The sequence below is a fragment of the Alishewanella sp. HH-ZS genome, from assembly GCF_001704375.1.
Lineage (GTDB): Bacteria > Pseudomonadota > Gammaproteobacteria > Enterobacterales > Alteromonadaceae > Alishewanella > Alishewanella aestuarii.
Window position 1 is genome coordinate 1 of record NZ_LZEJ01000017.1, and the last position, 15806, is coordinate 15806.

A 15806-nucleotide genomic window follows, 5' to 3' on the forward strand; every position below is an offset into this window, starting at 1 on the left:
CCAGGACTTTGTCAGCAGTCTGAGCCGGCATGATGCCGGCTATTTTGTTTGCTAAGCTGTTACTGCAGCACAGAGATATCGGCAACCTGTAAAAACAGTTCCCGTAATTGTTTTAACAGCGCCTGGCGATTAGCCCGCACTGCTGCATCCTCGGCGTTTACCATCACCTGTTCAAAGAAGGCATCGATAACCTCACGTAGCGCTGCCAGATGAGTTAAACCCTGGCTATAATCACTCACCCCGGCTTGATATGCCTGCTCCGCAGTCAGAGCCTGATACAGCGCCAGCTCTGCCGCTTCCTGCAACAGTGCCGGATTAACCGTATTGGCAATTTCACCTTCAACCTTGGCCAGAATATTTGCCACCCGCTTATTGGCTGCAGCTAAAGCTGTTGCGGCTTCTAACTGCCGGAACTCGGCTACAGCCTTAACCCGGCGATCAAAGTCTGCCGGATTAGTTGGCCGGCGCGCCAGTACCGCCTGAATCACATCGACGCTATAGCCTTCGTCCTGATACCAGGCGCGGAAGCGGCCCAGCATAAAGTCCAATACTTCGCTGGCTACCTGCGGGTTGGTCAGTTTGCTGCCAAAGCTTTGCTGACTAACGGCAATCAGGTCGGTTAAATCCAAGGGTAGCTGTTGCTCCACCATAATGCGTAAGGCACCGATAGCAGCGCGACGCAGCGCAAACGGGTCCTTATCACCTTTCGGGATCTGACCAATGCCGAAAATACCGACCAGTGAGTCCAGTTTGTCCGCGATAGCCACCGCCGCCCCTTCCAGACGGCTGGGTAACTGGTCACCGGCAAAACGCGGCATATATTGCTCGTTCAGCGCCAAGGCTACTGCTTCCGCTTCGCCATCCAGCCGGGCATAGTGCATACCCATAATGCCTTGCACTTCCGGGAATTCGCCGACCATATTGGTCATCAGATCGGTTTTGGATAATAAGCCGGCACGGGCAGCGGCGGCCTGATCGGCACCAATTTTAGCGGCAATAAAGCCGGCTACCTGGCTGATTCGTTCCGATTTTTCAAACAACGTACCCAGCTGCTGCTGAAACAGTACCGTCTTTAAACTGTCTAACCGCTCAGCGAGTTTGACCTTGCGGTCTGTATTAAAGAAGAACTGCGCATCCGATAAGCGTGGCCGTACCACCTTCTCGTTACCAGAGATAATTTGCTGTGGATCCTTGCTGCTGATATTGGCCACAAAGATAAACTTGTTCAGTAACTTGCCCTGACTATCCCGCAGCGGGAAGTACTTCTGATTATCCTTCATCGTCGAGATCAGCGGCTCAGCCGGCACCTGCAGGAAGCTTTCTTCAAAGCTACCTACCAGTATTACCGGCCATTCGACCAGCGCCGCGACTTCTTCCAGCAGGGCGTCATCCCATTGCGGCTGTGCTTGTAACTGCTGAGCGGTCGCTTGCACCTGCTCCGCGATATAGGCTTTGCGCTTAGCGAAATCAGCCACTACATAGGCGTGTTCCAGTGTCGGCAGGTAGGCATCGGCATCTTTGATACTAACCAGCGCCGGCGCATGAAAGCGATGGCCATAGGTCTGATTACTACTCTGCCGGCCAAGAATGGTGGCAGGCACTACCTGCTCGCCATACAGCATAATAATGGTATGTACCGGCCGGATAAATTCGGCATCTGAGCTACCCCAGCGCATCGGCTTGGCAATAGGTAGTTTGGCTAATGCTGTGCTGACCATTTCCGGCAGCAAGCTGACCGTCGCCTGCCCCTGTTGCTGTTGCCGGCATAATAGCCAGGCGCCCTTATCGGTTTCTAAACGCTCAGCCTGCGCCACCGTAATGCCACAGCCAGCGGCCCAACCCTCGGCAGCCTTAGTCGGATTGCCATTGGCATCAAAGGCCGCACTAAGTGCTGGCCCGCGCTTTTCTACCACTTTATCGGCCTGGGCTGCGGCTAACTGATTAATCCGCACTGCTAAGCGGCGTGGTGCCGCATACCAGCTGATTTCAGCATGGCTGAGCTCCTGCTTGGCTAGTTCGGCTTGCAGATTGTTGGCAAAGGCTTGTGCCAAAGTGGTTAGCGATTTTGGTGGTAACTCTTCGGTACCAATTTCAACCAGAAAATCTTGTGAACGCATTAGTTCGCCTCCGACTGCTTGGCGCTCTGATTCTTGCAAAGCGGGAAACCCAGTTTTTCGCGGGCATCATAGTAAGCCTGCGCACAGGCCTTGGCCAGGGTGCGAACCCGCAGAATATAGCGCTGACGCTCAGTTACCGAGATGGCATGACGAGCATCCAGCAAGTTAAAAGCATGTGAGGCTTTCATCACTTTTTCATAGGCTGGCAACGCCAGGCCTTGTTCAATCAGATACTGGCTTTCCTTTTCACACTGGTCGAAGTAGGCAAACAAGGCGGCTACATCGGCATGCTCAAAATTGTAGGTCGATTGCTCGACCTCATTCTGATGGAACACATCGCCATAGGTTACCCGCCCCAAGGGGCCGTCGGTCCATACCAGATCATAGATCGAATCCACACCTTGGATATACATCGCCAGGCGCTCTAAGCCATAGGTAATTTCGCCGGTTACCGGACGGCACTCCAGGCCACCCACTTGCTGGAAGTAGGTAAACTGCGTTACTTCCATGCCATTTAACCACACTTCCCAACCCAGGCCCCAAGCACCCAGTGTCGGTGATTCCCAGTTATCTTCCACAAAGCGGATATCGTGTACCAGGGTATCGATCCCCAGTTCGCGCAGCGAGCCCAGATACAGCTCCTGAATATTGTCTGGTGACGGCTTTAAGATCACCTGAAACTGGTAGTAATGCTGCAGCCGGTTGGGATTTTCGCCATAACGGCCATCAGTTGGCCGGCGACATGGCTGCACGTAAGCGACGTTAGTCGGCTCTGGCCCCAGAGAACGTAAAAAGGTCATCGGATGGAAAGTACCGGCGCCAACTTCTAAATCCAGCGGCTGCACGATAACGCAGCCCTGGCGTGCCCAGTAATCCTGCAGGGCTAAAATTAGCCCCTGAAAGGTTTTAATATCGTACTTATGCATGGCGCAACAGACTCACTTTAAATGACTAAGGGGGCAAAGCTGCCCCCGTTAAATTTTTATCAGACGTCGAGGTTAGCGACGTACAGCGCATTCTCTTCGATAAAGGCGCGCCTTGGTTCAACATGATCCCCCATCAGGGTGGCAAACAATTGATCGGCGCCAATGGCATCTTCAATGGTTACCTGCAACATGCGGCGGTTTTGCGGATCCATGGTGGTTTCCCACAGTTGTTCCGGGTTCATTTCACCCAGCCCTTTATAGCGTTGAATGTAGAGACCACGCTTGGACTCGGTCATTAACCAATCCAGGGCGTCTTTAAAGGTTTCTACCGGCTTCACCTTTTCACCACGGCGGATATAGCCACCCTCTTCAATCAGGTCACGAATTTCATCACCCAGTGCAACTAGACTCAGGTAATCCCGAGAGCTAATAAAGTCGTGATGCAGCAGATATTCATTATCGATACCATGCTGACGGATAATCACCTTCGGCTGGAATAGGTGGCGCTCACGGTCTTCAATCACAGCGTACTTGTAGATTGAACCGTCACCTTCTTTATCATCCAGACGCTTGGCCAGAGTTTTTACCCAGGCTTCAACAGCGGTTTGGTCTTTCATCAGTTCGGCAGTTAAACCGGTAACGTAGATCAGCTCGGTTAACAGGTTAACCGGGATCTTGCGGCTTAAGCGATCGATGACCGCCATCACCTTATGATACTGCTGCACCAGTTTTTCCAGCGCTTCACCACTGATCCCCGGCGCATTCTCGTTCACATGTAATGAGGCTTCATCCAGTGCCAGCGCGGTCAGATACTGCACCAGCGCCGGTTCGTCTTTGATATATTGCTCTTGCTTGCCTTTTTTAACTTTATACAGTGGTGGCTGCGCAATATAGATATAGCCACGCTCAATCAGTTCGGGCATTTGGCGATAGAAGAAGGTCAGTAACAAGGTACGGATGTGTGAACCGTCGACGTCGGCGTCGGTCATCAGTACGATACTGTGATAACGGGTTTTATCCGGGTTATATTCTTCGCGGCCGATGCCACAGCCTAAGGCTGTAATCAAGGTGCCGACTTCCTGCGACGATAGCATCTTATCGAAGCGCGCCTTTTCCACGTTCAGGATCTTACCTTTCAGTGGCAGGATGGCTTGGTTTTTCCGGTTGCGGCCCTGCTTGGCAGAACCACCCGCAGAGTCACCCTCGACGATATAGAGTTCAGATAAGGCAGGGTCTTTTTCCTGACAGTCCGCCAATTTGCCGGGTAAGCCAGCAATATCCAGCGCGCCTTTACGACGCGTCATTTCGCGGGCCTTACGGGCCGCTTCACGGGCACGGGCGGCATCCACTATTTTACCCACGATAATCTTGGCATCACCCGGGTTTTCCAGTAGATATTCGTTCAGCTTTTCCGCCATAACGCTTTCTACTGCCGAGCGTACTTCGCTGGAAACCAGTTTATCTTTAGTTTGTGAGCTGAATTTTGGATCCGGTACCTTAACGCTAATCACTGCGGTTAAGCCTTCACGGGCATCGTCGCCCGAGGCTTGTACCTTCATTTTCTTGGCGTAGCCTTCCTGATCGATATAGGTATTCAGTACCCGCGTCAAAGCACCGCGGAAACCGGCTAAGTGAGTACCACCGTCACGCTGTGGAATATTGTTAGTAAAACAGAATACATTTTCCTGATAGCTATCGTTCCACTGCATTGCCACTTCAACCGCAATGCCGTCTTCGCGCTGATCAGTAAAATAGAACGCCTTAGGGTGAATACTGGTCTTACTGCGGTTTAAGTACTGCACAAAGGCTTCAATACCGCCATCGTACTTAAAGTGGTCTGTCTTATCCGTGCGCTCGTCGGTCAGAATAATGCTGACGCCGGAATTCAGGAATGACAGCTCCCGTAACCGCTTCGCCAGAATGTCATAGTGGAAATTGATATCAGAAAAGATGGTCGGGCTTGGCCAGAAGCGAATTGCCGTGCCACTGCCCTCCGTTTCGCCAATTACGGCTAATGGTGCTTGCGGTACACCCAGATGATAGATCTGGCTGTGTACCTGCCCTTTACGACGGATAGTCAGTTCCAACACATCCGATAGGGCGTTAACCACTGAAACACCGACACCGTGTAAGCCGCCAGACACTTTATAGGAGTTGTCATCAAACTTACCGCCAGCATGCAGTACCGTCATAATAACTTCGGCCGCAGACACGCCTTCTTCGTGCATATCAGTAGGAATGCCACGGCCGTTATCACGTACCGAGACCGAGTTATCACTGTGGATGGTAACCCAGATATCGGTGCAGTAGCCAGCCAGGGCTTCGTCGATAGAGTTATCCACTACCTCGAACACCATATGGTGTAAACCGGTACCATCGTCGGTGTCACCGATGTACATCCCTGGTCTTTTCCGGACGGCGTCCAGACCTTTTAATACTTTAATACTGGAGGAATCGTAGTTATGCTCTTCGGCCATCGTTATCTGTCCGTGCTGGTTATCTGACCATGTTCCACGTGAAACACTTGCCGGCAATCGGCAGCAATAAAGGGTGTCACCTGGTCAGCATTAATTGCAGTTATAAAAACCTGTGAATTAATATTAGTTAAAAAATCAAAAATCTTTTTTGTTGAACCGGGGTCGAGTTCCGACGCCAGATCATCAATCAATAGTATCGGCTGCTTTAGCCCACTCCCTGCGATCAGGTTATTTTGGGCAACTTTAAGCGCAAATAATAACACTTTTAGCTGGCCGCGGGATAATACTTCTTCAACTGAGTGGCCGGCGCTACGCAGTCGCAGATCGGCTTTCTGCGGCCCATACTGGGTAAAACCCAACCGCAAATCTTGCTGAAAACTTTGGCTTAACAACTCCTGCAACTCAGCACTAGTCTTCAGCTTCTCCGGCCAGCCGGCGTAAAGCTGTAAACTTACTGTCGACAGCAAGCTATCCTGATCGGTTAATGCCGCAAAAGCATTTTGCAACAAGCTAATATAATGTTGCCGCAGCGCCTGCAGTTGCCAGGCCAGTTGCACAAACTGCGCATCCCAGTATTCAAATTGCTGGTTATACTGCCGACTTTGCTTTAGCAGCGCGTTACGTTGTTTAAGTACCCGACTAAACTGCAGCCAGACGGCAAAAAAATGTTGTTCCACGTGGAACACACCCATATCAAAAAACTGCCGCCGCTCCTTGGGTCCGCCAAAAAACAACTTAAAACTGTCCGGCGTTAATAACTGCACCGGCAACAACTCAGCAATATCCGCCAGACGACACTGGGCAGAGCCATTTAAGCGCAGCTGTAAATCAGCAGTCCGCTCTCGTTGAATACCGATACTATGTACTTGCTCCGCACTGCTGACTTTGGCATGCAACACAAAGGCCGGCTCATCATGCTGAATTAAGCGCTGATGCCGGCTGGTGCGAAAAGAGCGGCCATGTGCCAGATAATAAATCGCTTCCAGCAAGCTGGTTTTACCGCTGCCGTTTTCACCAACCAACAGGTTAAATTGTGGATGTGGCTGCAAACTGAGTTCCGCAAAATTGCGAAATTGTTGCGCCTGCAGCAATAGCAGCGACATAACGGAGTAAAAATCAGAGACGCATCGGCATCACAACATAGGCCGCGCCATTGTTGCCGACCCCTTCAATCAGAGCACTGGAATTAGAATCGTTCAGATGCAAGATCACCAAATCGGTCGCCAGAGTATTTAATACATCCAGCAAATAGCCGACGTTAAAGCCAATCTCGAGAGTGTCGCCCTGATACTCGACTTCGATTACTTCTTCCGCTTGCTCATGTTCAGGGTTATTGGCAACGATCTGGACTTCGTGATTACTGAGCGTAAAACGCACACCACGGTACTTTTCATTCGATAAAATGGACGCCCGGATACAGGCATCTTTTAACACCGCGCGATGTGCTGTCACCAGCTTAGTGCTGTTACGTGGCAAGACGCGGCGGTAGTCCGGGAAGCGGCCATCGATCAGCTTACTGCTAAAACTAAAGCTGCTGTCGGTTAAACGGATATGATTCTGCCCTAAACTGAGGCTGACTTGCTGCTCGTCATTGGCCAGCAAGCGCATAATCTCCAACACACCTTTGCGTGGGATAATAATTTGCTTCTGTTGCCCGCTAACAGCAGGTAACGCCAGCGTGCTCATCGCCAGCCGGTGACCATCGGTTGCCACTGCGGTCAGGGTGCCGTTGTCGACTTCAAACAACAAGCCATTTAAATAGTAGCGTACGTCCTGATTCGCCATCGAGAACGCGGTGTCTTCTAATAACTTGCGCAATTGCTGCCGGCCGAGGTTAATCTCAACCTCACCTTGCCAGCTCTCTAAATTCGGGTATTCGGCAGCACTAAGGGTCGACAGGGTAAACTTACTTTTACCGCTGGTCAGTACGCAATTCTCGCCTTGTACCGCGACCTGAATATCACTTTGCTCCGGTAAGCTGCGACAAATATCCAGCAGCTTTTTTGCCGGCACGGTAATCCGGCCCGGACTTTGGATCTGCAGCTGCTCGGTGCTGGCCACCAGCTCGACTTCCAGATCGGTTCCGGTCAGCGACAAAGTATCAGCCGTAACGTCCAGCAGCACATTGGATAAGATCGGCAGGTTATGCCGCCGCTCAATGGCACCAGAGACCATTTGTAATGGTTTAAGTAAAGCGTCACGGTTGATCAGAAATTGCATAACAACACCCTGTTAAGAGGACAAAGTACGAATTAAATTTTGGAAATCTTCTTTAATTTCATGAGTTTCTTCTTTCAAAGACTCAATCTTGCGGCAAGCATGTAATACCGTAGTATGGTCACGGCCACCAAAGGCATCGCCAATTTCCGGTAAGCTGTGGTTAGTCAGCTCTTTCGCCAACGCCATCGCCATTTGCCGCGGCCGGGCAACCGAGCGGGAACGGCGCTTGGATAATAGATCCGCCACCCGGATTTTATAATACTCGGCTACCGTTTTCTGAATATTTTCAATGGTGACCAGCTTGTCCTGTAACGCCAGTAAATCACGCAGCGCTTCGCGCACAAAATCGATGGTAATGGGCCGGCCGGTAAAGTTGGCATTGGCTATCACCCGGTTTAAGGCGCCTTCCAATTCCCTAACATTGGAACGAAGCCGTTTCGCGACAAAGAACGCCACTTCTTCCGGCAAGCGGATCTGGTTTTCCTGCGCTTTTCGCATCAGGATCGCGACCCGGGTTTCCAGCTCTGGCGGCTCGATCGCAATCGTCAAACCCCAGCCAAAACGGGATTTCAGCCGATCTTCCACCCCGTCGATCTCTTTTGGATAACGATCGCTGGTCAGAATGATCTGCTGATTACCTTCTAGCAGGGCATTAAAGGTATGGAAGAATTCTTCCTGCGAGCGCTCTTTATTGGCAAAAAACTGGATATCGTCAATCAGTAAGGCATCAACCGAGCGATAGTAACGCTTAAATTCTTCGATAGCGTTATTCTGCAGCGCTTTCACCATATCCTGCACAAAGCGCTCAGAATGCATATAGATCACCTTGGCATCAGGCTTTTTCGCCAGAATACCGTTACCTACCGCATGTAATAAGTGGGTCTTACCCAAACCAGTACCGCCATAAATAAACAGCGGGTTATAGGCTGTACCGGGATTATCTGCCACCTGCGACGCAGCGGCCCGGGCCAGCTGGTTCGACTTACCTTCAACGAAGTTGGCAAAAGTATAGTTAGTGCGCACATTAGAGCGCACTATGCTTTTCGGGGCGGGTTCAGGCACCTCTGGCTCAGCAACCGGCGTTTCGGCTACTACTTTCTGTAGAGCCGGGCCAGGCGCGGTGACTTTATGCTGTTGATTGCTGCTGCCAACATCGAAGCGTAGCCGCGGTGCATTATCACCGCAATAATCGCGGATCAGCTCCAGGATCCGGTTCAGGTACTTTTCCCGAACCCAATCCAGCACAAAACGGTTGGGTGCGTAAAGGGTCAGCGCATCAGCTGAACTGTCGGCCTGTAGTGGGCGGATCCACATACTAAAGTGCTGCGCGGGTAGCTCTGCCTGCAATGCCTGCAAACAATTTTGCCAAACGGACTGGTACACCGTCTCTCCTGAAGCCTGAATTATGATTAATGATATAGGCTGGTGTAAAACGCCAAAACCGCATTATCGTACTATCTTATCCACAACTGCAATATTGACTTTTTAAAAAAAGCCGCGAGAAAAATAAAACAAACCTAAGCAACTGTATTTTATAAATTTATTAGCCTTATTCTATTTCAGAATAGATCGCATAGACAGCTGTGATTTCTGGTTAAAAACAAAAGTAACTCACAATTTGTTCTATTTAACGACAGCAGCCTGTGGAAAACTTTGGATCGCCAAGGATCTATCAGCCGAAGATCGGATATTTAACTGAGGATCGCATTGACTTTCACCACCGAACTACTTAAAATTCGCGCTCATTTTTGTCAGCTGCGTTTTGGTGTATTTGCTAAAACACAGGTAACCTTAGTAAATATTTCGACCGGACGGATGAAATTATGAGTAAAAGAACGTTTCAACCAAGCGTGTTAAAACGCAAGCGCAACCACGGTTTCCGTGCCCGTATGGCCACTAAAAATGGTCGTCAGGTATTAGCACGTCGTCGTGCTAAAGGCCGCAAACGTTTAACTGCCTAAGCTGGCGGTTAAACGCTGCGTGGTCAGCTACAAATTCGGCCGGGAGTTAAGACTGTTAACTCCCAGTCAGTTTGATAATGTCTTCCAGAACCCATTTCGGGTTGCTTCTCCCCTGTTTACCATCCTTGCTAAGCCAAATCAGTTAACGCAGCCGCGAATTGGCCTTACTATCGCTAAAAAACGTGTTAAATTAGCCGTACAGCGCAACCGTATCAAACGTTGTGTGCGGAATAGCTTTCGTTTGCATCAGCACCAGCTTCCTGCTGTTGATCTGGTACTCATGGTAAAGGGGGATATCAGTAACACCCCGAATGATGAATTACTAAAACAACTGGAACGGCTATGGCAGAAGATCGCTCGCCAATACACCGCTTTGTCATCTGGTTAATGCTGGGTTTAGTGCGTGGCTATCAGTTAGTGATCAGCCCGTTACTGGGGCCACGCTGTCGTTTTCACCCCACCTGTTCGCACTATGCGATCGAGGCGATTCAACGCTTTGGTGCCGTGAAAGGGGCTTGGTTAGCCGGTAAACGCATATTAAAATGCCATCCGCTTCACCCGGGCGGTGAAGATCCCGTTCCTGATAAGCATAATGAGAAAAGCTAACACATGGATTCACAACGCAGTTTTCTAATAATTGCCCTGGCAATCGTCAGTTTTTTCCTCTGGCAGGAATGGCAAAAAGATTATGGCCCTAAACCGGCTGTCCCGCAGGTACAACAGCAGCAACAAGCCGCCGCTGACAGCAGTTCTGCGTCGTTATTTGTTGATAGCAACGAAGGACCACGCCAGACCGTGCAACCGGAAGCCACTGCCCGTCGGGTGAAAGTGCGTACCGACGTGCTGGAGCTGGAAATCGACACCCGTGGCGGCGATATTGTTGGCCTGACTTTACCACAATATGCCCTGACTAAAGGCAGCGCAGAACCTTACGTGTTGATGCGCCAGCTGGGTGGCTTTGAATATGTGGCCCAATCTGGTTTAACCGCCCGTGATGGTCCGGATCGTAGCGGTAGCCGCGCCCTGTACCGTACTGATGCCACTGAGTTTACCTTAAGCGGTGATACCCTGGTGGTGCCTTTATATCTGGACCACAATGGCCTGCAAATTGAAAAACGCTTTATTTTTACCGCTGGCCGTTATGATGTCCGGGTAGAATATTTGCTGGTGAACAACAGCAATGAAGTGAAAACGGTACAACCTTACCAACACCTGCTGCAAAACATCGATAACGGTGAAAGCAGCAGCATGTTTATGCCGATATACCGCGGCGCCGCCTATGGCAGCAGCAGCGAGCGCTACAAAAAGTATGATTTCAGCGATATGCAAAAGACCAACCTGGCAATTAGCACCCAGGGTGGTTGGGTTGCCATGCTGGAACACTATTTCGTTTCTGCCTGGATCCCCGATGCCAATAGCAATAACCAGCTATACAGCCTGGTGCATGGTGGCAACAAGGGCGTGATTGGTGCCCGCGGTGAAGCCGTGGATATCGATCCGGGTCAAACGCTGACCCTTAGCGCCGTGTTCTATGCCGGCCCGAAAGATCAGGATAATCTGGCACAGCTGGCGAATGGTCTGGATCTGACTGTCGACTACGGTTTCCTGTGGTTTATTTCACAACCACTGTTCTGGTTACTGACCTTTATCCAGGGCTTTGTTGGCAACTGGGGTGTCGCCATTATCATCATCACCCTGATTGTGAAGGGCCTGATGTATCCGCTGACCAAGATCCAATACGAGTCCATGGCCAAGATGCGCAACCTGAAGCCGAAGATTGAAGAGCTGCAGGCGCGCTACAAAGATGATCGCCAGAAGATGGGCCCGGCGATGATGGAACTGTATCGCAAAGAAAAAGTAAATCCGATGGGCGGTTGCTTACCGATGCTGATCCAGATGCCAATTTTCCTGGCGTTATACTGGGTATTTGTCGAGAGTGTCGAGTTACGTCACGCCCCCTTTATGCTGTGGATCACTGACCTGTCGGCAAAAGACCCACTGTATGTGTTGCCGGTACTCTTTGGTATCAGTATGTTCCTGATGCAAAAGCTGACGCCGATGCAGGTAACAGATCCGCTGCAACAGAAGCTGATGATGTGGATGCCGGTAGCGTTCTCAATCTTCTTCTTCTGGTTCCCAAGTGGTCTGGTACTGTACTGGTTAGTCAGTAACCTGATTTCGCTGGCTCAGATGCTGTATATCTATAAAGGTATGGAAAAGAAAGGCATACATACCCGTAAAGCCTAATCTGCTTCCACAGTATCAGTAATCCTAGAGCCTGTTAGCTATGTCTGACAGGCTTTTTTGTTTAACCGAGGTCAAGATGTTTAGTACCGATACCATTGCCGCAGTCGCCACCGCCCCCGGACGGGCCGGTGTTGGCATTATCCGGATCTCCGGCCCGGACTGTAAAACCGTGGCCGCTGCTATCCTAAAACGCCTGCCTAAACCACGCTATGCGGAATACTTGCCGTTTTTCGCAACAGACCAGGTACTGGACCAGGGCATCGCCCTGTACTTCCCCGGCCCAAATTCCTTTACCGGTGAAGATGTGCTGGAGCTGCAGGGCCATGGTGGTCCGGTACTGCTGGATATGTTACTGCGCCAGGTCTTGCAGACGCCAAATGTGCGGATCGCCCGCCCCGGTGAATTTTCTGAGCGCGCCTTTTTAAATGACAAGCTGGATTTGGCACAAGCCGAAGCCATCGCCGATCTGATTGACGCCAGCAGCGAGCAAGCCGCACGCAGCGCCATGCAATCGTTACAGGGTGAGTTTTCCAAGCGCATTCATCAGCTGGTCGAGAAAGTGATTCACCTGCGGATGTATGTCGAAGCCGCCATTGACTTCCCGGATGAAGAAATCGATTTCTTGTCTGACGGCAAGGTTGCCGCCGATCTGGCCGAGATTATCGACGATTTGGCACAGGTCAGAAAACAAGCCACCCAGGGCAGTATTCTGCGCGAAGGCATGAAAGTGGTCATCGCCGGGCGACCCAATGCCGGTAAGTCCAGCTTACTGAATGCCCTCGCCGGCCGCGAAGCGGCTATAGTGACCGAGATTGCCGGCACCACCCGCGATGTACTGCGCGAACATATTCATATCGACGGTATGCCGCTGCATATTATCGATACCGCCGGCTTACGTGATACCGAGGATCAGGTAGAGCAAATCGGCATTGCCCGTGCCTGGCAGGAAATTGCCAAGGCGGATCGGGTGCTGTTTATGGTCGACAGCACCACCACTGCTGATACCGATCCTCATGTTATCTGGCCGGAGTTTATCGATCGCCTGCCGCCAGGTTTAGGCATTACCGTGATCCGCAACAAGGCCGATCTGACCGGCGAAAGTCTGCAACCGGACGAACAGGCCGCCGTGCCTGTCTATCCGCTATCCGCGAAAACCGGTGCCGGTATCGATGCGCTGCGTGAACATCTGAAACGTTGTATTGGCTTTGATGCCAGTACCGAAGGCAGCTTTCTGGCCCGCCGTCGCCATTTAGATGCGCTGAACCGCGCCGCTGAGCATCTGGCAATAGGCCAGGAGCAACTGCATAGCTTTATCGCCGGCGAAATTCTGGCCGAAGAGCTGCGGCTAAGCCAACAGCACCTGAATGAAATTACCGGCGAATTTAGCTCGGATGATTTACTGGGGCGGATATTTTCCAGTTTTTGTATCGGAAAATAGTACGGTAAATAGCATTAAGCCACTACTGCAGCTGCGCTAAGGTCTGGTCAGTGCGTTTTAACCAATACAGCAAGAGTGCAGACAGCGCAACAAAACCAGCCGCCAGCAGCAAACCGGGTTGATAGGAACCAGTGGCTTTGGCCAGAACGCCGGTAATGGCCGGTGCAATAACCTGGGCTAAGCCATAGGCCAGCGTTAATTTTCCCATTAACCGCGCTGGCTTGGTCGGGTATAAACGCCCGGCCATGGTCAGTACTAAGCTGACGACCCCGATAAAGGTCGCGCCAAACAGCGCAGCACTAAATAGTACGGGCCAAAGTCCGGGCACAGTCAGCGGCAAAACGATAGCAAGGGTTTGTAATAGCAGCGCCAGAATAATTGCATTCAGAAAACCGAGACCTCTGGCCAGTAAATCCCACACTAATACCGCTGGCGCCGCCGCCAAGCCCAACAGCACAAAAGCCAGATTGCCGCTGCCTGTGAGTCCCGGCAGTCGTTCAACGATAGTAACAATAAAGGTTGCAGTGACAACATAGCCATAGCCGGCACCAAAATAACTGAATAACATCAGACGGATAAAACGACTGCCCGGCTCAGGCTGCATAGCAGTCTGTTGCTGACTGGTATCGGTCAAAACCGGCGGCGGTAACCAGCGCCAGGCCGGTACCGCCAGCGCTACGCCGAGTAAGGCTAATAAATACCACTGCTGCCGCCAGTCAAAATCCAGCCAGAGCATCAGCTCAACCGCCAGTGCAGCAAGAGCAATCCCCAGCCCCAACCCGGCAAAATGAACCCCAAGCTCGGCTCTTAGCTTATGCTGCAATAACCAGTGCAGGATCAAGCCGGAGGCAATCAGCATCGAACCGGCACTGCTAAGCCCGGCCAGATAGCGCCAGAATGCCCAGAGCCAGATATTTTCCGTTAGTGCCATACCCAAGGTGCTGATAATCGCTAACAGCAAACCAAAGCGATACAGGCGGTCTTTTAGTGCCAGTGAGTTCAGGCTGGCCGCCAATAAGGCACCGCTCATATAACCAAGGTAATTTACCGCGGCCAGATAACCGCCACTGGCGTCATCCAGCATACTTTGTTGCTGCATCAGTGGCAGTAAGGGGGTATAGGCGAAACGTGCCACTCCGAGACAGAGTAACTGACTGAAAAAGCCGGCCAGCAGAACTTTCAGGCGTAATGGCAGCAAAAGGAAGTCGCTAAGATCCTGGTAAACAGGATCTTAGCTTAGGCGATCCAAGATCCGCTGGCTATGCGCCGATAGTCTTAGTGCGGTATCGAATTAACGCGCATAGGTCGCGGTAAGGGTCGCTTTAGCCAATGCCATCGCATTTAGCATAAAGCCGACAACCGCCGCACTGGCGCCATCCGGGGCGGGTAAGGTTTCTTCCGGTAAGGCCCAGACCGTAAACTGATAGCGGTGCATACCATGACCTTCCGGTGGGCAGGCGCCACCAAAGTCTTTACTACCATAATCGTTGGTAAAACTGCGGCTACCCGGCGGTAAGCTGCCTTTACCGGCACCACGCGGCAAACCGGTAGCGGCCGCCGGAATATCGCTAACCAGCCAATGCCAAAAACCCGAACAGGTCGGCGCATCCGGATCAAACACCGTTACCGCAAAACTCTTGGTACCTTCAGGTGCATTCTGCCAGTTCAATGCCGGCGAAATATTGGCGCCGCTACAACCAAAACCATCAAATTCCTGATCTTTTGCCATAAAATGGCCTTCTTGCAGATCCGGACTACTCAGACTAAAACGGATGTTACTCATCATTCTCTCCCAGGTTTAGAGGCTGGCCTTACCTTACGCCGCGACAAGACGCAGATCAAGAGATCCGGCCAACGCCGGTAGTAAGTGGCCACTTACTTTCAACTGTAACGCTGTAGCCATTGATAGAATTGCGCCTTAGGTAAAGCACCAGCTTGCTGTGCCAGCACCTTCCCCTGGTGGATCAGCATAATGGTCGGGATCGAACGAATGGCAAAGCGCGCTGCCAGACTTTGCTGTTGTTCGGTATCGACCTTGCCGAAACGAAAGCGCGGCTCCAACTCTGCAGCGGCAGAAGCAAATACCGGTGCAAAACTGCGGCACGGACCACACCAGCTGGCCCAGAAATCCAGCACCAACGGCAGCTCAGACTTTTCAGCATGGGCGGCAAAATTCGCTGCCGTCAGTTCCAGCGGCTGGCCGCTGAACAAGGCATGTTTACATTTACCACAACGGCCGTCCTGCAGCGGGCGATCGGCAGGTAAGCGGTTGAGCGCATGGCAATGGGGGCAGGCAATAATCATCGGCAGTCTCCGCAACAGGTGATAGTGCAGATATAAGGTGATCGGACACAAATTTAAAGACGCGATAACCTACAACAGGCAGAAAAAAGCCCCGGCAGGCGGGGCTTGAACAGTTA

General features: G+C 51.5%; 14 protein-coding genes. 5 read left to right on the forward strand and 9 right to left on the reverse strand.

Annotated elements, in window-relative coordinates; genetic code table 11:
* Positions 1-59: 59 nt before the first annotated feature.
* From glyS to dnaA, 6 genes are read right to left on the reverse strand one after another with little or no spacing between them, the layout of a single operon-like run.
* Positions 60-2117 carry a glycine--tRNA ligase subunit beta gene (gene glyS / locus A9165_RS08365; RefSeq protein ID WP_065955563.1) on the reverse strand — a complete coding sequence of 686 codons (2058 nt, stop codon included), beginning with the start codon at positions 2115-2117 and terminating at the stop codon, positions 60-62.
* On the reverse strand, positions 2117-3043 hold the full coding sequence (gene glyQ / locus A9165_RS08370; RefSeq protein WP_008606182.1) for a glycine--tRNA ligase subunit alpha: 927 nt from the start codon (positions 3041-3043) through the stop codon (positions 2117-2119). Before glyQ ends, glyS begins: the two co-directional genes overlap by 1 nt.
* A 59-nt stretch (positions 3044-3102) precedes the next feature.
* On the reverse strand, positions 3103-5520 hold the full coding sequence (gyrB, locus tag A9165_RS08375; protein WP_008606183.1) for a DNA topoisomerase (ATP-hydrolyzing) subunit B: 2418 nt from the start codon (positions 5518-5520) through the stop codon (positions 3103-3105).
* Positions 5521-5522: 2 nt separating this feature from the next.
* The gene (gene recF / locus A9165_RS08380) at positions 5523-6623 is read right to left on the reverse strand and encodes a DNA replication/repair protein RecF (RefSeq protein ID WP_008950610.1); all 1101 of its coding nucleotides are present in this window, start codon (positions 6621-6623) and stop codon (positions 5523-5525) included.
* A gap of 13 nt (positions 6624-6636) precedes the next feature.
* Complete coding sequence (gene dnaN / locus A9165_RS08385) at positions 6637-7740, reverse strand: DNA polymerase III subunit beta (RefSeq protein WP_008950609.1); 1104 nt, start codon at positions 7738-7740, stop codon at positions 6637-6639.
* Between the two features lie 12 nt (positions 7741-7752).
* The gene (gene dnaA / locus A9165_RS08390) at positions 7753-9123 is read right to left on the reverse strand and encodes a chromosomal replication initiator protein DnaA (RefSeq protein WP_008606186.1); all 1371 of its coding nucleotides are present in this window, start codon (positions 9121-9123) and stop codon (positions 7753-7755) included.
* Between the two features lie 440 nt (positions 9124-9563).
* Here dnaA and rpmH point away from each other — a divergent pair, with 440 nt between their 5' ends.
* The 5 genes from rpmH to mnmE all read left to right on the forward strand — a co-directional run bounded on the left by rpmH (position 9564) and on the right by mnmE (position 13386).
* Complete coding sequence (gene rpmH / locus A9165_RS08395) at positions 9564-9701, forward strand: 50S ribosomal protein L34 (RefSeq protein ID WP_008222343.1); 138 nt, start codon at positions 9564-9566, stop codon at positions 9699-9701.
* Positions 9702-9720: 19 nt separating this feature from the next.
* Entirely contained in the window at positions 9721-10089 is a 369-nt protein-coding gene (gene rnpA, locus A9165_RS08400) for a ribonuclease P protein component (protein WP_008606188.1), read from the forward strand.
* Complete coding sequence (gene yidD / locus A9165_RS08405) at positions 10044-10307, forward strand: membrane protein insertion efficiency factor YidD (protein ID WP_008606189.1); 264 nt, start codon at positions 10044-10046, stop codon at positions 10305-10307. Before rnpA ends, yidD begins: the two co-directional genes overlap by 46 nt.
* Before the next feature lie 3 nt (positions 10308-10310).
* Entirely contained in the window at positions 10311-11948 is a 1638-nt protein-coding gene (gene yidC / locus A9165_RS08410) for a membrane protein insertase YidC (protein WP_008606190.1), read from the forward strand.
* A gap of 76 nt (positions 11949-12024) precedes the next feature.
* On the forward strand, positions 12025-13386 hold the full coding sequence (mnmE, locus tag A9165_RS08415; protein ID WP_008950607.1) for a tRNA uridine-5-carboxymethylaminomethyl(34) synthesis GTPase MnmE: 1362 nt from the start codon (positions 12025-12027) through the stop codon (positions 13384-13386).
* A gap of 22 nt (positions 13387-13408) precedes the next feature.
* Here mnmE and A9165_RS08420 read toward each other — a convergent pair whose 3' ends face one another.
* The 3 genes from A9165_RS08420 to trxC all read right to left on the reverse strand — a co-directional run bounded on the left by A9165_RS08420 (position 13409) and on the right by trxC (position 15690).
* The gene (locus A9165_RS08420; protein ID WP_008950606.1) at positions 13409-14584 is read right to left on the reverse strand and encodes a YbfB/YjiJ family MFS transporter; all 1176 of its coding nucleotides are present in this window, start codon (positions 14582-14584) and stop codon (positions 13409-13411) included.
* A 93-nt stretch (positions 14585-14677) separates the two neighbouring features.
* On the reverse strand, positions 14678-15169 hold the full coding sequence (locus tag A9165_RS08425; protein WP_008950605.1) for a YbhB/YbcL family Raf kinase inhibitor-like protein: 492 nt from the start codon (positions 15167-15169) through the stop codon (positions 14678-14680).
* A gap of 98 nt (positions 15170-15267) precedes the next feature.
* Positions 15268-15690, reverse strand: a complete 423-nt coding sequence (gene trxC, locus A9165_RS08430) for a thioredoxin TrxC (RefSeq protein WP_008950604.1) — start codon at positions 15688-15690, stop codon at positions 15268-15270.
* Between the last annotated feature and the right edge of the window lie 116 nt (positions 15691-15806).

Bases quoted from the DNA above. Each gene is read 5' to 3' on its own strand.
- yidD (WP_008606189.1), top strand. From the start codon at position 10,044: ATGGCAGAAGATCGCTCGCCAATACACCGCTTTGTCATCTGGTTAATG.
- mnmE (WP_008950607.1), top strand. From the start codon at position 12,025: ATGTTTAGTACCGATACCATTGCCGCAGTCGCCACCGCCCCCGGACGG.
- trxC (WP_008950604.1), bottom strand. From the start codon at position 15,690: ATGATTATTGCCTGCCCCCATTGCCATGCGCTCAACCGCTTACCTGCC.
- recF (WP_008950610.1), bottom strand. From the start codon at position 6,623: ATGTCGCTGCTATTGCTGCAGGCGCAACAATTTCGCAATTTTGCGGAA.
- glyQ (WP_008606182.1), bottom strand. From the start codon at position 3,043: ATGCATAAGTACGATATTAAAACCTTTCAGGGGCTAATTTTAGCCCTG.
- yidC (WP_008606190.1), top strand. From the start codon at position 10,311: ATGGATTCACAACGCAGTTTTCTAATAATTGCCCTGGCAATCGTCAGT.
- dnaN (WP_008950609.1), bottom strand. From the start codon at position 7,740: ATGCAATTTCTGATCAACCGTGACGCTTTACTTAAACCATTACAAATG.
- rpmH (WP_008222343.1), top strand. From the start codon at position 9,564: ATGAGTAAAAGAACGTTTCAACCAAGCGTGTTAAAACGCAAGCGCAAC.
- glyS (WP_065955563.1), bottom strand. From the start codon at position 2,117: ATGCGTTCACAAGATTTTCTGGTTGAAATTGGTACCGAAGAGTTACCA.
- gyrB (WP_008606183.1), bottom strand. From the start codon at position 5,520: ATGGCCGAAGAGCATAACTACGATTCCTCCAGTATTAAAGTATTAAAA.
- A9165_RS08425 (WP_008950605.1), bottom strand. From the start codon at position 15,169: ATGAGTAACATCCGTTTTAGTCTGAGTAGTCCGGATCTGCAAGAAGGC.